We start from the raw sequence: 5,739 nt of genomic DNA on the forward strand, positions 1-5,739 counted from the left end.
TGACACATCTTCCAACGTGGAAAAACAGTCAACTGGACCAACTGCTGCCCCTGCCCGGTAACACCTTCTCCTCATCCACCTAATCTGCCGCTCACCTTAACCGCTTAACATAAACTCGCAAGGTGAGTTCGCCGGATGTTTACACTCATGCACGGTAATACGCAATAAGGTGAGATAAGCGGATGCTTACCTTTGATTCACCGGCAGTTACACACAACTATCGTTCGATTCCAGGATGAGAATGTTAATATTTTGTAATAGCAATGCTAGACATTCTTCTTGCGCATCATCCACATAATAGCAATCGAAAGGATCAATGAAATAACCAGCAAAACTAGCAGGGTATCGCTGAAGGCATTGGTGTAAACCTTTTCGAGCCAACTGGTGTGGCTCATACTCGATGAGCTAAATGCATTTCCTGACACGACATCTGCTAAGTATTGGTGTGCAGAGATGCCTTCTGGAACATATTTTTCGTCCAGAGAACGGAAAATACCGATCGACATCAGAGAGCCGTAGATGGCAACTGCTATAGCTTCACTCCCTAACCGGAAAGTATTAAGGATACCGGCGGCTCGCCCAACTTCATGCGAGGAAACTACGCTTAATGCTACGCCATCAACTAGCCCCGCCGACAGCCCCATGCCAGCTCCTACTAAGAGCAGGCTAATCAAAATTTGTGCTATTGAAATGTTGCCTTGGTTAAAAGTCCACAGTAATAGCAATCCGCCAACAAATAGTACTAAACTAGTCACTAGTAGCAACTCGGCACGAATGCCACGAGTAACCAGTTTGGCAGCAATAATCGGCAATATCAGTACTGGTGAGGTTAATGCCAGCATTACAAGTCCAGAATCGAACGGGGACAGGCTCTTGATGGATATTAACCAAGTCGGGAACCAGGTCAGAAGTGTCACAAAGCTGAAACTTGCTACCACGGGGATCAAAATCATCGACAAAAAATAGTGGTTGGTAAGCAATGTAAAGTTGACCATCGGGTTTGGCGAACGCTTTTCAACCGCTACGAACAACAGCAGGAAAATCAATCCTGAGCCTAGCAGGCTGAGAGTGAAGCTATCGTTCCAGCCTCGTTCTGCACCCTGAGTAATACTGCTCATCAGCAGGAATAGCGTCAGGATAAAAAGCAATATTCCAACAATGTCGAGAGCGAGCTTCTCCGTTTTCTTTAATGCGGCTGGAATGCTAAATGCGAGCATCAAGACAATCAACAATGCAATAGCATGGACGATGAATATATCCCGCCAGCCTGCCACGTCTAGCAACCAGCCGGAGAGAGTTGGGCCTAAGGTGATACCCAATCCGGCAGTGGTGCCGAATAGTGCAAAAGCGCGTGTTCTTTGAATACCATTAAAAGTTTGAATAAGGATGGCGCTACCGCAGGAGAAAATTGCGGCACCACCGATACCAGCTAGAGCTCGTGCCGCATCCAGTATATAAATATTAGTAGCATTCCATGATAGTAAGGATGCTATAAAATAAAGACCTGCACCAGAAATAAATGAACGCTTACCACCAAATACATCTGCTATCCCTCCCCAAGCTAGCGTGAAGCTGGCGAAAGTTAGGTTAAATGCATTAACTACCCATTGGAGCTCTGCTGTTTGTGAGTGAAGTTCGGCATTTATCGCTGGTAACGCAATAGCTGTCCCAGAAATAGACGTTGGTACTACAAAGACTGCAATCAGAATGCATGTAAGGAGCAAAATATTCCGTGACTTTTCTTCAACAAATTGTGATTCCATTATTGGTTAACCTTTATTTTGTTTACGGATAGTAGAAACAGGAAGTTGTGTTGGTCTTCTAAGAATAATCCCCTCATCCCAAAAGAAATTTTCTGGCAGCACCTCATTGGATAACCGTAAATCAGGCACAAGTCGTGCTATTGTTCTTATCGCCGTACATATTTCTAATTTTGCTAGTTCCTGCCCCATACAGTGATGCATACCATAACCAAACTGTAGATGACGCAGTCCATTGCGGAATGGATTAATTGTTAAAGGATCGATGTACACCGTTGGGTCGCGATTGGCGAGATAGACGTCCGGAAAAACTGTCGCTCCTGCAGGGATGGTAATATCAGAAACTTCAATCGATTTACTGCAGATTCGCGGGAATGTTGATGCGGTTCCGAGGTTGGTGAGGCGAATAAGCTCATTTACCACTTGTTCTGTTGTCTCTGGGTGCTTTACTATCTGATGCCATAGCGTTTCAGTAAACAATAAGGCATAGAAAATTTTGGTCATCATCGTTAGAGTATTTTGGTCTCCTCCCAGAAGCGAACCTAACAGAAGAGCCGTGATTTCTTCATCATTTAGTTGAGGGGTAGCATTCTCACGCATTGCTACAAAACGGGAAATTAGTCCATCTTTAGTATGTTGTCGCACACCAGTAACATGTTCAAAAATATACTGATAAAGTGCCGTAAACTTCTCCACAAGATCTTGTACTTGCTGTGGATTAGCTTTTTGTACAGTCACACTAAGAACTCGAAAGTGTTCAATCTCAACAAGTGGAATTCCTAGTAGTAGGCAGTTTATTTGCACGGCCAATGGATCTAGTACATCTTGATACAGATCAAATTGTTCCCTTGTACAGACAGTCTGTATTAGCGTTTCAATTATATTCACCATGTGTGGAGCAAGCCACACAAGTCCACTGGTGCTATAATCCTTCGCAACAAAGCGCTTCATACGGGAATGGTGAGGAAAATCGAGATTTAGCAGTAAATCTTTCGGTGTCAGCGTCGGCAAAATACTTGGTGCACCTGGTAAGTTTGAAGGCTCACGCAAACAGCTATTACTAGCTAATACTTTTTTAACATCGTGATAATTAATCACATGCCAAGCTTCATGCCCACTCAAAAGTTTTATTTTTCCTGTTCGTTGATAAGTTGATTGTTCCAGAATCTCATAGCACGGTTTGCCGTCGTAATGCGGAATATCGGTAACTGAGGGCCATACAACATTATCTTTATTCACAAAAAAACCTCCTGTTTTAGTAGCAGTTCCATGACTTTTTTTACTGCATCAGAGTTATCCTTGAAATGAACTGTATGCCAGCCGCTTTGTTCGGCTGCAATACAGTTCTCCAGAACATCATCGATCAGCAGACACTCCTCTGGAGAGACATTGGCCTGCTGAGTGGCGATAGTAAAGATTTCAGCCTCTGGCTTGCGGTATCCAACCTTACAGGAATCGACAATTAAATCGACATCACCACTAATCCCAATTACCCGCTTCCAATGGTTCTCCCATTCGAGTACATTATTGGTGAGAATTCCGACCTTCAGGCCAGCTAATTTTATTTTGTAAAATAGATCAATCATTAATTTATTTGGCAAAACACCTTCAAACCATTGTTTTCCAAATTGTTCCAACCTAGCTTTCGATAAATTTATTTCTGGAAAAGACAGGTTAAGTTTTTGGCGGATACGTGTGCCCCACTCATACTCAGTAATAATTGCCTTCTCAATCGCTGCTAACATATCCATATTCATATCGTCGGCTACTTCTTTCATTGCTTTTTGCAATACTACTGGAGGAATTCCGGTTTTCAGGTAATAAGAAGTAAAAAGATCAGGAATTGATGGAGATAGCACACCACCGAAGTCAAACCATATTATTTTCATATATTTTACTTAAATGTGATAGTTAGTTCGCTTTCAGAGACGATTTGCTTATTTTGCGAAATCACCATTGAGACAATAATATTTTTCTTGCCTTTTTTAAAATAAAGGTTTCCTATATTGGCATGGCAATAGATGGGCAAATTAAATTCGCAAAAGGTTTTGAAATTTACATTATAGCGCTTGATAACTAAATCAAAATGTTGAGCACCTAAACGGTTTAGAATCGCAAGCAATGCGGTCTGACGATAAGCCTCTATCAGCAACATACCAGGAACGTGATCAAGCGGGTGGTCAAAAATCGAGGGATGACACTGGTCTACGATCAACGTGGTATTCACGCCAGAGTTGTGAATATCTAAGTTACCGACCACCACGTTTTGCAACAATTGACGCCCCACTTCGAACGAAGTTGCAGGTACCACAGAGGTAGTGTCATAGCATTCTAGTGGCCTTTGGCTACGCAAACGATACCATTTCCTGTCATCCATCCACGAAATGCTCATGATTTTCTGCGCATAACAGTAACCATCAACATAGATGTCCATGTGGAAAACCAGTCCGTTAAGTTCCGATCTTCTGAACTTACGCTCAATAATATCAACTACAACGAGAATGGTTGAGCACTCAGTTTTATACGGTATCTCACTATCAAATAAGGTGAAATCAGCATTATCAAAAACAAATTTAGCACTGTATGGAACAGAAAAGAAGTGGTGAGTAACGTAGATTGACGTTTGCCGACAAACTTCTAACAACAAAATAGCATCATAGACTCGGTCATTCGTTTTTTGATAGAATAAATCATTGAAATAACTGTGTGATTTAGGAAGGTAACCTACGGTAACATATTTATTGTCGTGGATCTTTTTGATATCTGTTAGAAATACCTCACCTACCATGGTACGGTGAACATATGATTTCGGTATAGTATTTTGAACATTATATGAATCGACTTTGTTTATGAGTTCTGACTCGCTACTTTCGATAAAAGACATACTGGCTCCATTAAATCAATTACTAATCCTATAACTAGGGCTGTTTCACTAACTCATAGTGAGGTGGCCGCTCGCCCCGACCGCATCATAAAGAACAAACGTTAGATGATCATCTAACAAAATGGAATTGTTATAGGTTTTTTGCTATTTGTCAACAAAATTTTAAAAATATGTGATTCAGGAGGATTAGATGGAAAGAAATATTGCAGAACGTAAGTTTTCATTTGATATTATTAAAGTTTTTAAAGCTCTAGCAGATCCTGTAAGGCTAACAATTATGCGTGGTCTATTATCTGATAAACCGGGAACTGAGCGACACTGTTCTAGCTTTGGCCTTACAGTCTCGCGTGCGACTCGTTCACACCACTTCAAAGTGCTACGTGAAGCCGGACTTATTCGAGTGGTGGACAAAGGTAATATGGCTGTCGCCGTGCTGTGTTGGGAAGAGATTAATAATGAACTTCCGGGTCTTGCACAACTAATTCGTTGTGCCACTGTGTGATTTAAAAAATATAGTAGAACATGTATTTTTCAATGAAGGCTCCGATGACTTTTTCATGAATCTCGACAGAGCGAGAGAAACAAATCGTTTTTCGTGCCAAGCGTTTAAGATGAGTGCACAAAGGCAACTTGTTACGCCCAATGCGCGACGTAAAAATTTTGCCGGTCAAATGCCTATCCTGCGGTACTGCTCTGGCAAAGCTCCCGGCAGTTATCGCTGGCTACCATGCATTCTGAAGGGAGTGAGCTGAAAGACGTGATGGCAATCACGGTAACGAAATCGTTCATCGTCTTTAGGGCTTCGCCCATGCTACTAAACTTGAATAGACTGACAACGCGGACAAGGAACATGAATACTAGGGTGTGTCCCGTAACTATTTTTTGTACAATTTAGCGATATTTAGTCGAGAAGAGGCTTTTGAATTTGGCTCGTTATGATGTCCCTGATGAAGCTTGGGCGCTCATTTCCCCCCTGTTGCCGCCTGAACGTAATCGTGTAAGAGGCGGTCGACCCTACCTTGAACATAGGCCTGTAATGAACGGGATCTTTTGGGTGCTTTGCTCTGGTGCTCCCTGGCGAGATCTTCCTGAAAG

Annotated in this window: 6 protein-coding genes and 1 pseudogene; 2 read left to right on the plus strand and 5 right to left on the minus strand. The window is 42.2% G+C overall.

The annotated features are described in order from the left end of the window. Positions 1 to 266: 266 nt before the first annotated feature. From EOJ37_RS13465 to EOJ37_RS13480, 4 genes are read right to left on the minus strand one after another with little or no spacing between them, the layout of a single operon-like run. Positions 267 to 1,763, minus strand: a complete 1,497-nt coding sequence (locus tag EOJ37_RS13465) for an MFS transporter (protein ID WP_127960414.1) — start codon at positions 1,761 to 1,763, stop codon at positions 267 to 269. Between the two features lie 6 nt (positions 1,764 to 1,769). Beyond that, positions 1,770 to 2,999 carry a cytochrome P450 gene (locus tag EOJ37_RS13470; protein ID WP_127960415.1) on the minus strand — a complete coding sequence of 410 codons (1,230 nt, stop codon included), beginning with the start codon at positions 2,997 to 2,999 and terminating at the stop codon, positions 1,770 to 1,772. Further along, positions 2,996 to 3,649 carry an HAD family hydrolase gene (locus EOJ37_RS13475; RefSeq protein WP_127960416.1) on the minus strand — a complete coding sequence of 218 codons (654 nt, stop codon included), beginning with the start codon at positions 3,647 to 3,649 and terminating at the stop codon, positions 2,996 to 2,998. Before EOJ37_RS13475 ends, EOJ37_RS13470 begins: the two co-directional genes overlap by 4 nt. Before the next feature lie 5 nt (positions 3,650 to 3,654). Next, positions 3,655 to 4,644 (minus strand): AfsA-related hotdog domain-containing protein, encoded by a 990-nt coding sequence (locus EOJ37_RS13480; protein ID WP_127960417.1) that lies wholly within the window; start codon positions 4,642 to 4,644, stop codon positions 3,655 to 3,657. 190 nt (positions 4,645 to 4,834) lie between these two features. Here EOJ37_RS13480 and EOJ37_RS13485 point away from each other — a divergent pair, with 190 nt between their 5' ends. Continuing rightward, complete coding sequence (locus EOJ37_RS13485) at positions 4,835 to 5,146, plus strand: winged helix-turn-helix domain-containing protein (RefSeq protein WP_127960418.1); 312 nt, start codon at positions 4,835 to 4,837, stop codon at positions 5,144 to 5,146. Position 5,147: 1 nt separating this feature from the next. Here the strand turns inward: EOJ37_RS13485 and EOJ37_RS15115 are convergent. Then, positions 5,148 to 5,351, minus strand: a pseudogene (locus EOJ37_RS15115) (IS1 family transposase); the annotation flags it as partial. Positions 5,352 to 5,569: 218 nt separating this feature from the next. Between EOJ37_RS15115 and EOJ37_RS13495 the strand changes: the two are divergent. Then, positions 5,570 to 5,739, plus strand: a 170-nt coding sequence (locus tag EOJ37_RS13495) for a transposase (protein ID WP_155522507.1), incomplete at its 3' end; no start/stop codon positions are given.

The sequence above is a fragment of the Serratia microhaemolytica genome (assembly GCF_004011885.1).
Lineage (GTDB): Bacteria > Pseudomonadota > Gammaproteobacteria > Enterobacterales > Enterobacteriaceae > Serratia_G > Serratia_G microhaemolytica.

What these genes read in the sequence shown, in the direction of transcription:
- EOJ37_RS13465 (WP_127960414.1), bottom strand. Translation starts at nt 1,763, where the DNA reads ATGGAATCACAATTTGTTGAAGAAAAGTCACGGAATATTTTGCTCCTT.
- EOJ37_RS13475 (WP_127960416.1), bottom strand. Translation starts at nt 3,649, where the DNA reads ATGAAAATAATATGGTTTGACTTCGGTGGTGTGCTATCTCCATCAATT.
- EOJ37_RS13480 (WP_127960417.1), bottom strand. Translation starts at nt 4,644, where the DNA reads ATGTCTTTTATCGAAAGTAGCGAGTCAGAACTCATAAACAAAGTCGAT.
- EOJ37_RS13485 (WP_127960418.1), top strand. Translation starts at nt 4,835, where the DNA reads ATGGAAAGAAATATTGCAGAACGTAAGTTTTCATTTGATATTATTAAA.